The sequence below is a fragment of the Shinella sp. AETb1-6 genome, from assembly GCF_009826875.1.
Lineage (GTDB): Bacteria > Pseudomonadota > Alphaproteobacteria > Rhizobiales > Rhizobiaceae > Shinella > Shinella sumterensis.
Genome location: NZ_WUMM01000006.1, coordinates 18,385 through 34,434 on the forward strand (window position 1 = coordinate 18,385; position 16,050 = coordinate 34,434).

The window sequence follows — 16,050 nt, forward strand, 5'->3', positions numbered from 1 at the left end:
GCGCTCTGATGCGACGATGAATTGTTGCGATGGTAGAATGATTTGCCTTTTGGCCGTTCGCGCCCTGCAATATACAAAAGCCATGAACGTTGCGACACCAAATCTCGGAAAACCGCGGACCGTCCATTCGGCCTGCCCGCACGACTGTCCCTCCACCTGCGCGCTCGATGTCGAGATCGGCGCGGATGGACGCATGGGCCGCATCAAGGGCAGCGCCGACAACAGCTACACGGCCGGCGTCATCTGCGCCAAGGTCGCCCGCTATGCCGAGCGCCTCTATCATCCCGACAGGCTGATGAAGCCGCTCGTCCGCAAGGGCGGGAAGGGCAGCGGCGAATGGGGCGACATCTCCTGGGAGGCCGCACTCGACGCGATCGCCGAGAATTTCGTCAAGGCCGAGCAGGCCCATGGCGCGGAGGCCGTCTGGCCCTATTATTACGCCGGCACGATGGGCCTCGTGCAGCGCGATTCCATCGAGCGCCTGCGCCACGCCAAGCGCTATTCCGGCTTCTTCGATTCGATCTGCACCAACACCGCCTGGACCGGCTTCGTGATGGGCGCCGGCGCGCTGCGCGGCCCCGATCCGCGCGAGATGGCCGCGTCCGATTGCGTGGTGATCTGGGGCACGAACGCGGTGGCCACGCAGGTCAACGTGATGACCCACGCGGTCAGGGCCCGCAAGGAGCGCGGCGCCAAGATCGTCGTCATCGATATCTACGACAATCCCACGATGAAGCAGGCCGATCTGGCGCTCAAGCTGCGCCCTGGCACGGATGCGGCGCTTGCCTGCGCCGTCATGCACGTCGCCTTCCGCGATGGTCATGCCGACCGCGCCTATATGGCCAAGTATGCCGATGATCCGGCCGGGCTGGAGGCGCATCTCGCCACCCGCACGCCGCAATGGGCCGCCGGCATCACCGGCCTCGGTGTCGCCGAGATCGAGGCCTTCGCCGCGCTGGTCGGGCAGACGAAGAAGAGCTTCTTCCGTCTCGGCTACGGCTTCACCCGCAGCCGCAACGGCGCGGTCGCCATGCATGCGGCGCTCTCCATCGCCACCGTGCTGGGCTCCTGGCAATATGAGGGCGGCGGGGCCTTCCACAGCAATTCCGGCATCTTCCGTCTGCGCAAGTCGGAACTGATGGGCCTGTCCTATGCCGATCCCGATATCCGCGCGCTCGACCAGTCGCAGATCGGCCGCATCCTGACGGGCGACGCGGTCGCCCTGCGCCAGGGCGGTCCCGTCACGGCCATGCTGATCCAGAACACCAATCCCGTGAATGTCGCGCCCGAACAGCGCCTCGTGAAGCAGGGTTTCCTGCGCGACGATCTCTTCGTCGCCGTGCACGAGCAGTTCATGACGGATACGGCGAAATTGGCCGATATCGTGCTGCCCGCCACCATGTTCGTCGAGCATGACGATATCTATCGCGGCGGCGGCCAGCAGCACATCCTGCTCGGCCCCAAGCTGGTGGAGCCGCCGGCCACGGTGCGCACCAATCTCTTCGTCATCGAGGAACTGGCCAGGCGCCTGGGCGTCGCGGACAAGCCGGGCTTCGGCCTCACCGAGCAGGAGCACATCACCCGCATGCTGCCCGCCTACGACATGGATTTCGACGGGCTGAAGGAAGAGAAGTGGATCGATTGCCAGCCGGATTTCGAGACGGCGCATTTCGTGAAAGGCTTCGGCTTCCCGGACGGCAAGTTCCGTTTCCGGCCGGACTGGACGGGAACGCCCGCCCCGAACCGGCCGCCCAGGGCGCTGGGCGCCTTCGGGCCGCATGAGGCGCTGCCGGAATTTCCTGACCATGTCGAGATCATCGAGACGCCGGATGCCGAACATCCGTTCCGCCTCGCAACCTCGCCGGCCCGCACCTTCCTCAATTCCTCCTTCACGGAGATGAAGAGCTCGCGCGAGCGCGAAGGCCGCCCGGAGGTGATGATCCACCCGGAGGATGCGCGCGCCAACGCTATTGCGGAAGGCGATGTCGTGCAGCTTGGCAACGCACGCGGCGATATCCGCCTGCATGCGAAGGTCACGGATGCCGTCAAGCCCGGCGTGCTGATCGCCGAGGGCATCTGGCCGAATTCCGCCCACCTGGACGGCGAGGGCATCAATGTGCTGACCGGCGCCGATCCCGTCGCGCCCTATGGCGGCGCCGCCTTCCACGATAACCGTGTCTGGCTGCGCAGGACATGACCGCCCACACATCGCAAGGACTTTCCATGACGGCCCCCGCTTCGTCCGCCATCCGCATCGTCGACCAGCAGACGGTGTGGAAGCGCTTCATCCGGCTCAGCACCATCGTCGTCGAGCAGACCCGCGCCGATGGCCGCGTCGAGCGGCTCGACCGCGAGGTGCACGATCACGGTGCAGCTGCCGCCATCCTGCTGGTCGATCCCGACCGCCGCTCGGTCGTGCTGGTGCGCCAGTTCCGCCCCGGCGCCTTCTTCGGCGGCCATCCGGACGGCTTCCTGCTGGAAGTGCCCGCCGGCCTCCTGGATGATGACAGCCCGCAAGACGCCATCGCCCGCGAGGCGATGGAGGAGACCGGCTATGCCATAAGCGGCCTGCGTCATGTCTTCGACATGTATTCCAGCCCCGGCACGCTCACCGAGCGCGTCTCCTGCTTTGCCGCCCGCATCGATGCCAACAGGCGTGACGGCAAGGGCGGTGGCGTCGATCATGAAGGCGAGGATATCGAGGTCGTCGAAATGCCCGTCGAGGAGGCTGTCGGCCTCATCGCGACCGGCGGAATCGTGGATGCAAAGACCATTATGATGCTGCAGTGGCTCATGCTGAACCGCAGCGATTTCAATATCTAAGCCCTTCCGCGACGAAAAATGTTGCCGCGAAACGTCCCCGCTCTTCGCAGCCGGCCGATAATGCGCGTGTCCCGCCGCGGATACACCGGAGTGCGTTGCCGGCGAGGCGGGACCGGTGCCCTTGTCTGTCGATACCGACGCATGTCGCAGGCAAGGGGCCCGGCAGAAAATGGTTTCCCTCCCGGCTCCTGGCAGCAGGGGCGTGCCTGTGTGGCACACAAGGGAACCGGCGACTGGTCGCAATGGCGTAGCCTTGCCGGCCTTTCGCACCGCCCCGGCGCCTGCCGGTGAGCGGTCGCCCTGGAGAAGGCGCCGGTTCTTGCAGAGAAACCGCAGTTGCCGGGCAAAAGACACCGAACGGGGTGCCGGAAGGTGCCATTAAATACACTTACAGATGAGGCAGCTCCGGCGCCCCGTCCGATCCCGGCTGGCCCGGGCCATTGAGAAGAGAGCCAAACCACGGACGCGACGCGTCGCGTGGGCACTGTCGCAGGAGCCGTCTCCATGACCGCATCGCAAACCGAAAGCCTGCCCGCATCCGACAGCCTCGAACACGAAACGCTCTGCCGGCTGGCGGCGCTTGCGGCATCCTGCCCGCGCCACTGGTGCGGGCTGCGCCGCTGCCGCCGCGCCGGCATCTGCCTCGGGCCCCTTCGGCCGGTCGCGGGCAAGCCGGCGCTTCTCCTGCCGCTCTGCGTGACCGATCTCGACGCGCCGCCGGCCGCCGCCTTCCGCGCCGCCGTGCGGTGCTGGGGAGACAGGGTGGCGCGGCTGGGCATGGCGGCTTTCGATTCGCCGCCGCGTGACCGGTGAGCGGGAAGGGCGGCGCGCCACGTTGTCGGCCGATGTCCGGTACCGCGGCAAGGCAGGCCCTCCAGCCCCTGCCGGGCCGTCGCAAGGCCCGCCAAGCCTTGACAAACGGGTCGGGTCATGCGCTTGTCCGCCCGATTTTTCTTGGGTGGCCGCGCCGGGATGTTCCCGCGTGGCCCGTCAGCATTTCAGGATACCACGATGCACCGTTACCGCAGCCACACCTGCGCCGCCCTCCGCAAGTCCGACGTCGGCCAGACTGTCCGTCTCTCCGGCTGGGTCCACCGCGTGCGAGATCATGGCGGCGTGCTCTTCATCGACCTGCGCGACCATTACGGCATCACCCAGGTCGTCGCCGACCCTGATAGCCCGGCCTTCAAGACGGCCGAGACGGTCCGCGGCGAGTGGGTCATCCGCATCGACGGCCTCGTCAAGGCGCGCACGGAAGACACCGTCAACAAGGGCATGCCCACGGGCGAGATCGAGCTCTACGCGCAGGATATCGAGGTTCTCTCGGCCGCCAAGGAACTGCCGCTGCCGGTCTTCGGCGAGCCGGAATACCCGGAAGACGTCCGCCTGAAGTATCGCTTCATCGACCTGCGCCGCGAGACGCTGCACAGGAACATCGTCAAGCGCACGCAGATCATCTCGGCCATGCGCAAGGGCATGGGCGAGGCGGGCTTTGCCGAATACACCACGCCGATCCTGACGGCCTCCTCGCCGGAAGGCGCGCGCGACTTCCTCGTGCCGTCGCGCATCCATGAGGGCAAGTTCTTCGCCCTGCCGCAGGCCCCGCAGCAGTACAAGCAGCTCCTGATGGTCGCCGGTTTCGACCGCTATTTCCAGATCGCGCCGTGCTTCCGCGACGAAGACCCGCGCGCCGACCGCCTGCCGGGCGAGTTCTACCAGCTCGACGTCGAGATGAGCTTCGTCACCCAGGAAGACGTCTGGGAAACGATGGAGCCGATGATGACGGCCGTCTTCGAAGAATTCGCCGAAGGCAAGCCCGTCACCAAGCAGTGGCCGCGCATCCCCTATGACGAAGCGATCCGCAAATACGGCTCCGACAAGCCCGACCTGCGCAACCCGATCGTCATGGAAGCCGTCACCGATCATTTCGCCGGCTCGGGCTTCAAGGTCTTCGCCAACATGATCGCGTCCAACCCGAAGGTCCAGGTCTGGGCGATCCCGGCCAAGACCGGCGGCAGCCGCGCCTTCTGCGACCGCATGAACGCCTGGGCGCAGTCGACCGGCCAGCCCGGCCTCGGCTACATCTTCTGGCGCAAGGAAGCCGACAAGCTGGAAGGTGCGGGCCCGCTCGCCAAGAACATCGGCGAGGAGCGCACGGAAGCCATCCGCACGCAGCTCGGCCTCGATGACGGCGATGCCTGCTTCTTCGTCGCCGGCGATCCGGCCAAGTTCTACAAGTTCGCCGGCGAAGCCCGCACGCGTGCCGGCGAGGAGCTGAACCTCGTCGATCGCGACCGCTTCGAAATGTGCTGGATCGTCGACTTCCCGTTCTACGAATACAACGAGGACGAAAAGAAGATCGACTTCGCCCACAACCCCTTCTCCATGCCGCAGGGTGGCCTGGAAGCCTTCGACAGCAAGGACCCGCTGGAACTGAAGGCCTACCAGTACGACGCGGTGTGCAACGGCTTCGAGATCGCCTCCGGCTCGATCCGTAACCAGTCGCCGGAACTGATGGTCAAGGCCTTCGAGAAGGTCGGCCTCAGCCAGCAGGACGTGGAAGAGCGCTTCGGCGGCCTCTACCGCGCGTTCCAGTACGGCGCGCCCCCGCACGGCGGCTGCGCCTTCGGCATCGACCGTGTCGTCATGCTGCTCGTCGGTGCGAAGAACCTGCGCGAAATCTCGCTGTTCCCGATGAACCAGCAGGCGCAGGACCTCCTGATGAACGCCCCGTCGCCGGCCACGCCGACGCAGCTTCGCGAACTGGCATTGCGCGTCGTGCCGTCGCAGAAGAAGGACTGATTTTCCAAGGGCGGGACGCATCGCCGTCCCGCCCGAGGGAACCCTTCGGCCTCATGACCGTTCTTCTGCCATCGACAAAGGAGAACGAACATGACCAGCAAGCTCATTCTCGCCGGCGCGGCCGCCTTTCTCTCGCTGTCCGCAACGGCCTACGCCCAGGATACGGTCATCATCCAGCAGACCGATCCGGTCATGACCGAATCGACGGTCGTGGTCCCCGGCGGCGTGCGCACCTACGTTCTGGAACAACAGGTGCCGTCCGTGACCTATGAGGGCGATGTCCTCGAAGGCCGCGTCATTCCCGAGACCGTCGAAATCTATCCGGTCGAGGGCTACACCGATTACGGCTACACCGTGGTCAACGAGCGCCGCGTGATCGTCGATCCGCAGACCCGCACCGTGGTTCAGGTCCTCGAATAAGCCTACACCCATTGGAAACCCGGCCCCTGCGCCGGGTTTCCGCTATCCGTGACCGCAGCGCGACAATGCCGCGAATTCGCCGTCACTCGATCCCAATTCCGCGAACAATCGGTCGAAATGCACCCCTAGCGTGAGCGCGCCTATAATGGCGAACAACGACTGGAGGGACTTCCATGACCGAACCGCATTCCGACGATCCTGCTTCCGCACCACCCCGGCCGCTGCCTTATGCGGAGCCGCGCGGCAATCTCGGCGCCTTGCTGCGCTCGCCCGGCGTCAAGTTCATCATGATCGGCGTCATTTCGGTGGCGCTTCTCGTGCCGCTGCTCCTCGTCTGGGGCCTCACCGAAGAGCGCGCCGACCGGGCGAGGGAGGTCTCCAACCGCATTTCCCACGGCTGGGGCGGGGATCAGGCGGTCAACGGTCCCTATATCGCCGTGCCGTTCGAGGTGATGCGCAGCCGGCAGGTGGACGGGCGCACCCTGGTCGAAAGGGTCACGGAATGGGCGCTCGTCATGCCCGAGACGCTGGACGTGACGGCCGACCTCAAGGCGGAGGAACGCCGCCTGTCGATCTACACGCTGCCGGTCTATAACGGCGCCCTCACGCTCAAGGGCCGCTTCGGCGCCGGCATCCTGCAGGATCTCGCCCGGTTCGACGGCACGCCGGATTTCAGCCGCGCCATCCTCGTGCTCAACATCAACGACATCACCGGCATCCGCTCCGATGCGGGCGTGAAGATCGACAATGGCCCGGTCCTTCCGTTCGATCCCGGCATGCGGCAGATTTCCGCGATGGGCGTGGCCGGCACGATGGATTACGGCAGGTCGCAGTCGAATGCCGGCGTCCACCGCCCGATCGACCGGGCGCTGATCGAAAAGGGATTTGCCTTCGACATCGCCTTGTCGCTGAACGGCTCGCGCAGCTTCGCCGTGGCGCCCGCCGGGCAGACGACGAGCTTCCAGGCGAAGGCGAACTGGCCGCATCCGGGCTTCGAGGGCCTGTTCCTGCCGGAGAAGAAAACCATCACCGACAAGGACTTCACCGCGACGTGGACGATCCCCTATCTCGCGCGCGGCATCGACAAGGCCGTGTCGGGTTCCATGCTGCCCTTGTCGGAGAGCCTGATGAGCATCAACCTCGTGGAACCCGTGCAGTTCTACCAGGTCGTGTCGCGCACGCTGAAATACTCCATCGGCTTCATCTCGCTCGTCTTCCTCGCCGTCTTCGTCGTGGAGCTGAAAGGCGGGCGCATGGTGCACTGGATCCAGTATGTGCTGACGGGCCTGGCGCTCATCGTCTTCTACGTGCTCTTGCTGGCGCTGGCCGAGCATACGGGCTTCACGCTCGCCTACGCCATCGCCGCCATCGCGACGACGCTCCTCATCTCCGCCTATCTCGGCAGCGCGACGGCAAGCCGCAGGAACGGCGTGGCCCTCGGCACGGTACTGCTGGCGGCCTACGGCATCATGTATCTGGTGCTGCGCGAGGATGAATATGCCCTGCTGGCCGGGGCGATCATCTCCTTCATCGCCATTGCCGCAACCATGTATGCGACGCGCCGGGTGGACTGGTCGGGACGCGACGTCCCGGCGCAGCCCTGATGCGGAGCCCGAAACGCAAAAGGCCCGGAGCGATGCTCCGGGCCTTCAATGTCAGGCGAAACGCCGAAGGGCGGGCCTTATTCGTTGGCCGTGACGGTGACGCCGAGGACCTGCGGAATGGTCTGCGGCGCGCCCATGGCGGCACCCATGATCATCGGGAACGGCACCGGCTCCTTCGGCTCGGCGCTGATCTTGATGCTCTTCGGGTCGTCCAGGTAGGTGTTGACGGCAGCCGAGATCTGGTTCTGCAGGTCGGGCATGTTGAGCTGCGCGATCATGATCGGAACCAGGCCCTTCAGCGACTGTGCCATCTGGTCGCCCGTGACACCCTGTTCGCTGCCGGCATAGTCGAGCAGCTTCTTGGTGATCGAGGCGTCCTCGAACGAGATGGTGGCGTTGTTGAAGGTCAGCTGCTGGACGAGGCCCATCATGGCCATGCCCATGGCGGCGTTGGCCTCTTCCTTGTTCGGATTGGCTTCGGCGGCCTTGAGCGCTTCCTGCATGTTCTTGATGAAGTCGAGCGTGTAGCCCGAGAAGGCGAGCTGCAGGTTCAGGCGGCCGATATCCTTGAAGTCGAAGGCATATTCGTCGACGGCGAGCTTGCCGCTGGCCAGTTCCCAGTTGCCGGCCATCGAGACTTCGCCTTCCAGCGTCTGGATGCCGAGCTTGTTGAGCGTGTCCTTCGCCTTGGGGTCTTCGACACTCGTCAGGTCCGCCTTCAGGTCGGAGAGCTTGGCGTCGAATTCCAGGCCCGCATCATTGTCCATGCGGGTGATGTTGGTCTCCATGCCGGACAGGGAGAACACTTCCTTGCCCTTGGCGGTGACGCTGATCGGGCCGGCGCTGGCGGATTCGTACATCAGCAGCGATTCCAGCGTGCCGGGAACGATCTTGCCGGGCACGACGACGCCGTTGAGGGCGAGGTCCTTCGCCGAGACGGTGGATTCTGCTTCGGTGACGTTGACGTCTTCGAAGCCGATGGTTTCGATCGTGTAGCCGCCGTCGCCGTCTTCTTCGACGCCTTCCATGGTGACGGTGCCGAGCTTGATCGGGGTGTCGGTGCCGGTTGCCTTCAGTTCGGTGCCTTCCAGCGTCACGGTGGAGCCGTCGACGGCAACATTCGAGTAACCGACAGAAACGCCGCTCGTGGCATAGGTGGCGTTCAGCTTGGTCATCAGGTCCGCACCGTCAAGCGCGAAAGCGGGGCTTGCCAGGGTGGCGAGCGCGGCGCCTGCGAGAAGGCTGCGGAAGTGGGAGGTGCGCATCATTGATTGGCTCTCTTTCTGGTTTTCTGAACGGCTGCCTTGCCGTACCGCCTCTAGACGAGCGGCGGGGCGACTATATTCGGCTGTTTGCAACTTTCCATGTATTTCTTGTGTCCCGCGGCGATTTCACCAACAGCCTTTACAAGCGCTATCCACAGGCGGATCGCCCGGATTCCTTGCCGCGAATCGGTATGAAGGTTAGTCAAGACCCATGGGACAAAACGCTTTGCCGCCTGATGGCGGAGACGACCACATCCAGCCTATTGACCTCAAGGCGGCGCTTGAAGAGCGCTACCTGGCCTATGCGCTGTCGACCATCACGCAGCGCGCACTGCCGGATGTGCGCGACGGCCTGAAGCCGGTTCACCGCCGTATCATCCATGCCATGAGCGAGATGGGCCTCAGGTCCAATTCCTCCTTCAAGAAATGCGCGCGTATCGTCGGCGACGTCATCGGTAAATTCCACCCGCACGGCGACCAGTCGGTCTACGACGCCCTCGTGCGTCTCGCGCAGGACTTCTCGCAGCGCTATCCGATCGTCGACGGGCAGGGCAACTTCGGCAATATCGATGGCGACAATGCGGCCGCCTATCGATACACCGAAGCGCGCATGACCGAGGTCGCGATGCTGCTGCTCGAGGGCATCGATCAGGATGCGGTCGACTTCCGCAAGACCTACAACGAGGAAGACGACGAGCCGGTCGTGCTGCCGGGCGCCTTCCCGAACCTCCTGGCGAACGGTTCGTCCGGCATCGCGGTCGGCATGGCGACGTCCATTCCCTCGCACAACGTGCACGAACTGTGCGACGCAGCACTTCACCTGATCCGCAACCGCGATGCCGATGTCGAGAAGCTGGTCGAATTCGTGCAGGGCCCGGACCTGCCCACGGGCGGCGTCATCATCGACAGCCGTGAAAGCATCATCGAGGCCTACAGGACGGGCCGCGGCGGTTTCCGCGTGCGCTCCAAGTGGGAGACCGAGGATCTGGGCCGTGGCGGCTACCAGATCGTCATCACCGAAATTCCCTATCAGGTGCAGAAGTCGCGCCTGATCGAGAAGATCGCCGAACTGCTGATCGCCCGCAAGCTGCCGCTTCTGGAGGATATCCGCGACGAATCGGCGGAAGACGTGCGCATCGTGCTGGTGCCCAAGAGCCGCACCGTCGATCCGACGATCCTGATGGAATCGCTTTTCAAGCTCTCCGAGCTGGAAAGCCGCATTCCGCTCAACATGAACGTTCTGTCGATGGGGCGCGTGCCGAAGGTCATGGGCCTGAAGGACGTTCTCGTCGAGTGGCTCGATCATCGCCGCGACGTGCTCCAGCGCCGTTCGCGCTTCCGCCTGGCCGCCATCGACCGCCGGCTGGAAATCCTCGGCGGTTACCTGATCGCCTATCTCAACCTCGACGAGGTGATCCGCATCATCCGCGAGGAGGACGAGCCGAAGACGTCTCTCATGGAGACCTTCTCGCTGACGGACGTCCAGGCCGAAGCGATCCTCAACATGCGCCTGCGTTCGCTGCGCAAGCTCGAGGAATTCGAGATCCGCACCGAGTTCGACACGCTATCGAAGGAAAAGGCGGAGATCGAGGCGCTGCTTGCCTCCGACGAGAAGCAGTGGCAGACGGTCGCCTGGGAGATCGGCGAGGTCCGCAAGAAATTCGCCAAGGCGACCGAACTCGGCCGCCGCCGCACGCAGTTCGCAAGCGCCCCCGACGCCGATATCGAGGCCATCCAGCAGGCGATGATCGAGAAGGAGCCGGTAACGGTCGTCATCTCCGAAAAGGGCTGGGTGCGCGCGCTGAAGGGGCACATCGCCGATACGTCCGGCCTCCAGTTCAAGGAAGGCGATGCGCTGAAGGTGGCCTTCCCCGCGCAGACCACGGACAAGGTGCTGATCATGACGACGGGCGGCAAGGTCTTCACGCTCGGCGCCGACAAGCTGCCGGGCGGGCGTGGCCACGGCGAGCCGCTGCGCATCATGGTCGACATGGAGAACGATCAGGACGTGCTGACGGCCTTCGTGCACGATCCCGCGCGCAAGGTCATTGTCGCCTCGCAGGCCGGCAACGGCTTCATCGTTTCGGAAACCGAAATGGTCGCCAACACCCGCAAGGGCAAGCAGGTGATGAATGTCGGCATGCCGGATGAGGCCAAGCTCGTCGTGCCGGTGCGCGGCGATCATGTGGCCGTCGTCGGTGAAAACCGCAAGATGCTGGTCTTCCCGCTGTCGCAGCTGCCCGAGATGTCGCGCGGCAAGGGCGTGCGCCTGCAGCGCTACAAGGACGGCGGCGTCTCCGACATCCGCTGCTTTGCGATGGAGGACGGCCTGTCCTGGGACGACAGCGCCGGCCGCAACTTCGTGCGCAACAGGGACGAGCTGGCCGAATGGCTGGGCGACCGCGCCACTGCCGGCCGAACCGTGCCGAAGGGTTTCCCCCGCAGCGGCAGGTTCAGCGGCTGATCATCCGGGATAGGGGACGCTGACGTCGCGCAAAAACCGCGTCGCGCCCTCTTCATCGATCTCGCCCGCCGCGACGGCGAGGACGAAGGCGATGATATCGGCTTGCGAAGCCTCGATCAGGAATCCGTTCAGCAGCAGGAACGTGAAGGCGGCGAGAAACCCCGTGCGTTTGTTGCCATCGGAGAACGGGTGGTTGCGGACGAGGCCATAGAGGTACGCCGCGGCCAGTTCGAAGATGTCGGGATCGCCGTAGGCGGACTTGTTGAGCGGCCGTGCGAGCGCTGCTTCCAGGGCGTTCTCGTCCTTGAGGCCGCTCAGTCCGCCATGCTCGAGCAATTGCTCCTGGTGCATGATCTCGACGGCTTGGCGGGAAAGCCATTTGATCGTGCTCATTTGGCAAGTTCGCGCAGGGCGACGCGGTATTTCTCCATACCCATCCGCGCCGCCTTGAGCTGCTCCGTAAGGTCTGCGTTCTGCGCGGAGAGTTTGATTTCACCGTTCTCTTCGTGCAGCACGATCTCGTCCCCCGCCTTGACGCCCATGCGGTCGAGGACGTCCTTGGGGATGATGATGCCTTCCGAATTGCCGATCTTGCGGATGGTGATGTTCATGGTTTTAGCTCCGTTATAACCAAGTTATAACATGCGCCCCGGCCAGTCTCAAGGATCAGTGCGTGAGGGGGAGCTCCACTGCCACGCCGTTTGCCTGTGCGGCGCGGGATTTGGAACGCATCTGCCACAGCGAGTGGCCGAGCAGGGCGAGGGTGAGAATGGCCCCGCCGATCAGCGTCTGCGTCGTGGGGGTTTCGGAGAAGGCGATCCACACCCAGACGGGCGCCAGCACCGTCTCCACGAGATAGAACATGCCGACTTCCGGTGCCGAGAGGTAGCGCGGGCCGGTGGCCAGGCACCAGAAGGCGAGGGGCAGCAGCACGAGGCCGTTGAGCAGGATATAGAACGGTTCGGCGACGATAAGGCCGCCGGGCGGCAGGAAAAACACCGCGAGAACGCCCGGCAGCAGGGTGGCGACCAGCGGAACGAAGCCCATTTCCGCGCCGCTTTTGCGACTGAGCGTCAAGGATGCCGCAAGCAGGAAGGCGGAGCAGGCCGCCATCGCGTCGCCGAAGACGTTTCCGCTGGACAGCCCGTCATGGACGATCAGCAGAACCCCACCGCCCATGGCGGCCATGGTGAGGAGCGTCGCATTGGACGGACGCTCGCCGAGGAAAATCCAGGAAAGGATCGCCGCGAACATCGAGGTGAAGGCGAGGATGAAAACCACATTGGCGGTGGTGGTGTTGAACACCGCCAGCATGAAGGTGAGGCCGTTGATGCCGTAGAACAGCGCGATCAGAAGGCCGACGCGGCCGGGCACCAGAACGGTCCTGCGGCGCAGCACGAAATTCAGCCCGGCCCACAGGACGAGCGCCATCCCGAAAACGGCTACGTTCCGGACGACGACCATCGACCAGAACTCGCCATGGGCGGAACGGATCAGCGGGATATCGAAGGAGAGGGCGAGACCGCCGATGGCGGTTATCAGAAGACCCTTGCGGTGAAGGGCGGGATCGTTCGTATGGGGCAAGGCGGGACCGGGAATCGACTACGAGGCTGCACTATCCCCATCATAGCGCTCCCATCCGCGCGGCATCAGGTGCTCTTGCGGCAAAAACTTTGTTTTATAGTCCATTTTGCGCGATCCCTTGACCCAATAGCCGAGATAGACATGTGGCAGGCCGAGCGCCCTGGCACGCCTGATATGGTCGAGGATCATGAAGGTGCCGAGCGAACGATCGGCCCGCTCGGTATCGTAGAAGGAATAGACCATGGAAAGGCCGTCTCCCATGCGGTCGGTGAGCGCGACCGCCAGCAATTCGCCTTGCGGACGCTCCTTGAGGCCCGCGCCTTCTTCGCGCAGACGATACTCGATGATGCGCGTGTTGACGTGGGTGTCCTCCACCATCATCGCATAGTCGAGCACCGACATGTCCGACATGCCGCCCTTCTGATGGCGGGCATCGAGGTAACCGCGGAACAGCGAATACTGCTCGCTGGAGGGTTCGGCGGGGTAATCGCGCGAGACGAGATCGGCATTGGCGGCCAGCACACGCCGCATGGTGCGGCGCGGCTCGAACTCGTTGACGAGGATGCGCACCGAGATGCAGGCCCGGCAGCTTTCGCAGGCCGGGCGGTAGGCGATGTTCTGCGAGCGGCGGAAGCCGCCCTGGGTGAGGAGATCGTTGAGTTCAGGCGCGCGCTCACCCACCAGATGGGTAAACACCTTCCGCTCCATCTCCTGCGGCAGATAGGGGCAAGCCGCCGGCGCGGTGAGATAGAATTGCGGGGAGGATGTTGCGTGCGTGTTCATCGGCCGTAAGGCGTACCCGTCGCTCTGTGACACTTCTATGCCAATACCATGGCCTAGTTCGGGAAAAGGTCAACTGGCGGATTTCGTCCGTGTGTTTTCGTCCCCTCAATAACGATCGCGGCGAACCACCACCGTGCCGAGAAGAAGATCGTGCAGCAGGCGGCCGCGATCGGTGAAGAGGCCGACAAGCACAATGAAGGGCGTCAGCACCACATTGCCGATCCAGAACAGGACGAGATGCACGACGGCCGTCAGGAAGTCGATCGGACGGCCATCCGTCCGGGCCAGCATGAGGCCCATGGCGTTCATGCCCGCACTGGCCTGGCTCGGCCCGCCCATCGTGAAGCCGAAATAGAACAACGCGACGATGGTGAACAGCGCCGGATAGAGGAAGAAGCCGAGGCCGAGCGTCAGGATGCCGAGGAAGAAGACCACCACGGCAGCAGGCACCCAGAGCAGCGCGATGATCGCGTAGTCGATCAGGAAAGCGAAGACGCGCCGCGACAGCACGCCGCGATAGGCCTGCCAGTCCGTCGTCGGAACCCGCGCTTCGTTGAAATCAGCGCTCATCTGCCTGTCTCCGTCGTGGAACATAATCCAGATATGGGAATTTTTGCGCGGAAAACAACGGATGGAGTTCCTTATCTCCGTTTTAAGGCTGCGGCCCGAAAATCAAAATGCAAGGAGATACTGATGAAGGAAAACAATCAAGGACCATGGATGCACGCCGGTGAGGATCTGCGCAAGGACGCCCCTTTCTTTGCGTCTGTCGGGTTGTCTTTCGGTTTGCTGCAATATGTCGGCTACAACTACTTCGCCAAGGCGAACTGGGGCGGCGACCTGCTGTTCGAACATATTCCCTTCTATTCGCTCTTCCTCGCGACCATCTTCCTTTGGTTCGCCAAGGGCCTGTGGGAATGGCAGCGCAGCAAGCGCGAGATGAAGCGCGTACAGGCGCTAATCGCGCATGTGGCCGCGAGGACAGTCGGTTTCGCCTCTGCGAGCGCATCCGTGGTATTCGGATTCGCAATGGCGCCCCTATTGTGGGGCGCCTATTGGCATGCCTGCATGCTTCTCTTTTGCGCCGTCTATCTTATGTCGATCGCGGAGATTGCGGCTAATCCTTTGTTCGGGAAAGGATGCTCCCGGACCTATTTTACCGCCATGATCGTCATAATCACGATCCCGCTTATCTTTTGATCTGAATTCACCTTACGCCCGAAAGGCGAGTTCGGCCCGACGCGAAGGATTATCCCCGCTTCGCGAGATGCCGCGCGACATCCATGGCGAAATAGCTGAGGATGCCGTCGCAGCCGGCGCGCTTGAAGGCGAGCAGGGTTTCGAGCATCACGCGCTCGCCGTCGATCCAGCCGTTCAGCGCGGCGGCCTTGATCTGGCTGTATTCGCCCGAGACCTGATAGGCGAAGACGGGAAGCCCGAAGGCTTCCTTCATGCGCCAACAGATGTCGAGATAGGGCAGGCCGGGCTTGACCATGAGCGTGTCGGCGCCTTCCTCGACATCGAGCGCGGCATCGCGGATCGCCTCGGTGCCGTTGGCCGGATCGATGTAATAGGTCTTCTTGTCGCCCTTCAGCAGGCCGCCGGTGCCGATGGCGTCGCGGTACGGGCCGTAGAAGGCGGAGGCGAACTTGGTGGCATAGGCCATGATGCCGACATTCTGGTGCCCGGCCTCGTCCAGCGCGCGACGGATCACGCCGATGCGGCCGTCCATCATTTCCGACGGCGCGATGATGTCGGAACCGGCATCGGCCTGGATGACCGCCGCCCTGGCGACCAGCTCGACCGTCTCGTCGTTGACGATGACATCGCCGCGCAGCACGCCGTCATGGCCGTGGCTGGTGAAGGGATCGAGCGCGACATCGGTAATGACGCCGATATTGGGCACGGCCTGCTTGATGGCGCGGGTCGCCTCGTTGATGAGGTTGTTTGCGGCAAGACAGTGGGAACCGGTTTCGTCGCGCAGCGCCATGTCGATATTGGGGAAGGTGGCGATGGCCGGAATGCCGAGATCGGCCGCTTCCTTCGCCGCCTCGACCAGCTTGTCGATGCTCATCCGGTTGACGCCCGGCATGGCGGCGACGGGGTCGACGACATTGGTGCCGGGCACGACGAAGGCGGGCCAGATGAGATCGTCGACCGTCAGGCGGTTTTCCTGCACCAGCCGTCTCGTCCAGTCGGCCTTCCGGTTGCGCCGCATGCGGCGGTGCCCGGTGATCTCGTCGACGATGTTTCTGCTGCCGGTCATGATGCCGCTTCCTTGCTGGATGTGTTTTCCGCTCCTTAC

At 64.0% G+C, this 16,050-nt stretch carries 15 protein-coding genes; 8 read left to right on the forward strand and 7 right to left on the reverse strand.

Annotated elements, in window-relative coordinates; translation table 11 throughout:
• Positions 1-16 precede the first annotated feature (16 nt).
• The 6 genes from GR158_RS11805 (at position 17) to creD (ending at position 7,649) form a co-directional block, all read left to right on the forward strand.
• Entirely contained in the window at positions 17-2,197 is a 2,181-nt protein-coding gene (locus GR158_RS11805; RefSeq protein ID WP_160871242.1) for a molybdopterin-dependent oxidoreductase, read from the forward strand.
• Positions 2,198-2,223: 26 nt separating this feature from the next.
• Positions 2,224-2,823 (forward strand): NUDIX domain-containing protein, encoded by a 600-nt coding sequence (locus GR158_RS11810; RefSeq protein ID WP_160871243.1) that lies wholly within the window; start codon positions 2,224-2,226, stop codon positions 2,821-2,823.
• Between the two features lie 504 nt (positions 2,824-3,327).
• Positions 3,328-3,636: a hypothetical protein gene (locus GR158_RS11815; RefSeq protein WP_160871244.1), complete on the forward strand. Its 309-nt coding sequence runs from the start codon at positions 3,328-3,330 to the stop codon at positions 3,634-3,636.
• Positions 3,637-3,834: 198 nt separating this feature from the next.
• A complete protein-coding gene (aspS, locus tag GR158_RS11820) occupies positions 3,835-5,625 on the forward strand; it encodes an aspartate--tRNA ligase (RefSeq protein ID WP_160871245.1) in 1,791 nt (596 codons plus the stop codon).
• A gap of 90 nt (positions 5,626-5,715) precedes the next feature.
• The gene (locus GR158_RS11825) at positions 5,716-6,045 is read left to right on the forward strand and encodes a DUF1236 domain-containing protein (RefSeq protein ID WP_134649871.1); all 330 of its coding nucleotides are present in this window, start codon (positions 5,716-5,718) and stop codon (positions 6,043-6,045) included.
• A 173-nt stretch (positions 6,046-6,218) separates the two neighbouring features.
• Positions 6,219-7,649, forward strand: a complete 1,431-nt coding sequence (creD, locus tag GR158_RS11830) for a cell envelope integrity protein CreD (protein ID WP_160871246.1) — start codon at positions 6,219-6,221, stop codon at positions 7,647-7,649.
• Between the two features lie 77 nt (positions 7,650-7,726).
• Here the strand turns inward: creD and GR158_RS11835 are convergent, their stop codons facing one another.
• Positions 7,727-8,917 carry a hypothetical protein gene (locus GR158_RS11835; RefSeq protein ID WP_160871247.1) on the reverse strand — a complete coding sequence of 397 codons (1,191 nt, stop codon included), beginning with the start codon at positions 8,915-8,917 and terminating at the stop codon, positions 7,727-7,729.
• 208 nt (positions 8,918-9,125) lie between these two features.
• Between GR158_RS11835 and parC the strand changes: the two genes are divergently transcribed.
• Entirely contained in the window at positions 9,126-11,378 is a 2,253-nt protein-coding gene (gene parC / locus GR158_RS11840; RefSeq protein ID WP_134649874.1) for a DNA topoisomerase IV subunit A, read from the forward strand.
• Here parC and GR158_RS11845 read toward each other — a convergent pair whose 3' ends face one another.
• From GR158_RS11845 to GR158_RS11865, 5 genes are all read right to left on the reverse strand, one after another.
• On the reverse strand, positions 11,379-11,771 hold the full coding sequence (locus GR158_RS11845; protein ID WP_160871248.1) for a type II toxin-antitoxin system death-on-curing family toxin: 393 nt from the start codon (positions 11,769-11,771) through the stop codon (positions 11,379-11,381).
• The gene (locus GR158_RS11850; protein WP_160871249.1) at positions 11,768-11,989 is read right to left on the reverse strand and encodes an AbrB/MazE/SpoVT family DNA-binding domain-containing protein; all 222 of its coding nucleotides are present in this window, start codon (positions 11,987-11,989) and stop codon (positions 11,768-11,770) included. The genes GR158_RS11845 and GR158_RS11850 overlap by 4 nt, the downstream gene beginning before the upstream one ends.
• Positions 11,990-12,044: 55 nt before the next feature.
• Entirely contained in the window at positions 12,045-12,962 is a 918-nt protein-coding gene (locus GR158_RS11855) for a DMT family transporter (protein ID WP_134649877.1), read from the reverse strand.
• An 18-nt stretch (positions 12,963-12,980) separates the two neighbouring features.
• The gene (locus GR158_RS11860) at positions 12,981-13,745 is read right to left on the reverse strand and encodes an arginyltransferase (protein ID WP_134649878.1); all 765 of its coding nucleotides are present in this window, start codon (positions 13,743-13,745) and stop codon (positions 12,981-12,983) included.
• A gap of 105 nt (positions 13,746-13,850) precedes the next feature.
• Positions 13,851-14,315: an RDD family protein gene (locus tag GR158_RS11865; protein ID WP_160871250.1), complete on the reverse strand. Its 465-nt coding sequence runs from the start codon at positions 14,313-14,315 to the stop codon at positions 13,851-13,853.
• A 123-nt stretch (positions 14,316-14,438) separates the two neighbouring features.
• On the opposite strand from GR158_RS11865, the gene GR158_RS11870 reads away from it, so the two are divergent.
• Positions 14,439-14,945 carry a hypothetical protein gene (locus GR158_RS11870; protein WP_134649880.1) on the forward strand — a complete coding sequence of 169 codons (507 nt, stop codon included), beginning with the start codon at positions 14,439-14,441 and terminating at the stop codon, positions 14,943-14,945.
• Positions 14,946-14,994: 49 nt separating this feature from the next.
• Here the strand turns inward: GR158_RS11870 and hemB are convergent, their stop codons facing one another.
• Positions 14,995-16,011: a porphobilinogen synthase gene (gene hemB / locus GR158_RS11875; protein ID WP_134649881.1), complete on the reverse strand. Its 1,017-nt coding sequence runs from the start codon at positions 16,009-16,011 to the stop codon at positions 14,995-14,997.
• Positions 16,012-16,050: the final 39 nt, after the last annotated feature.